This window comes from Pleomorphovibrio marinus (assembly GCF_003347495.1).
GTDB classification, from domain to species: Bacteria; Bacteroidota; Bacteroidia; order Cytophagales; family Cyclobacteriaceae; genus Pleomorphovibrio; species Pleomorphovibrio marinus.
This window is the reverse complement of the sequence record NZ_QCXY01000048.1, coordinates 1-683: the sequence shown is the minus strand read 5'-3', so window position 1 is coordinate 683 and position 683 is coordinate 1. Positions and strand designations below refer to the sequence as shown.

The following is a 683-nucleotide window of genomic DNA, read 5'->3' as shown; positions in this document are numbered from 1 at the left end:
TTCATGGTAAAAAATGCTGAAAATTTCATTAAATTTGATTGTATCCTAATTTGGAATTATGAATCTACTTAATAGAATTACGTTGGATCCTGCTGTCTGCCATGGAAAACCATGTGTACGGGGCATGCGATGGCCCGTGGAAATAGTAATTGATATGCTTGGATCTGGTATGAGCATGGATGAGATTTTAGCCGAGCATCCTGAATTGGAAAAAGACGACATTTTAGCCTGTCTTCAGTATGCGAGACTTTCACTCTCAGGTGTAAATATAGTAGAGGTGGCTTGATGAGGTTTCTCTGTGATGTCCATATCTCCTTCAAACTTGTAAGCTATCTTAGGTCATTGGAGATTCATGCAACCCATGTAAATCAAATCTTGGATAAATGGCATACTAAGGATGAAGATATTTGCACATATGCCGATGAACACGATTTGATTGTTATTACAAAAGATGTTGATTGATTTCAGAAATAGCTTTTTGATCAAAAATACTCCCAAAAAACTGATAAGATAAGAATCAAACTTGGAAACATATCCAATTCGATTTTGATAAAAGTACTTTCTGATCACCTGCCGACTATCGCTCACTTAGGTTCAAATGGGGGATTTATGATGGAGTTAGATCAACTTTCGGCGACAGTTTTTAAACTAGAGACTTAACTTAAGCATATGTATCGGAAGCA

2 protein-coding genes are annotated in these 683 nt (G+C 36.5%); both read left to right on the top strand.

The annotated features are described in order from the left end of the window. The first annotated feature begins 58 nt into the window (after positions 1-58). Complete coding sequence (locus DB520_RS26315) at positions 59-286, top strand: DUF433 domain-containing protein (RefSeq protein WP_114752808.1); 228 nt, start codon at positions 59-61, stop codon at positions 284-286. After that, positions 286-462 (top strand): DUF5615 family PIN-like protein, encoded by a 177-nt coding sequence (locus DB520_RS27445; RefSeq protein ID WP_232835171.1) that lies wholly within the window; start codon positions 286-288, stop codon positions 460-462. Before DB520_RS26315 ends, DB520_RS27445 begins: the two co-directional genes overlap by 1 nt. The last annotated feature ends 221 nt before the right edge of the window (positions 463-683 follow it).

Coding starts and splice junctions, on each gene's coding strand:
- DB520_RS26315 (WP_114752808.1), top strand. CDS start 59: ATGAATCTACTTAATAGAATTACGTTGGATCCTGCTGTCTGCCATGGA.
- DB520_RS27445 (WP_232835171.1), top strand. CDS start 286: ATGAGGTTTCTCTGTGATGTCCATATCTCCTTCAAACTTGTAAGCTAT.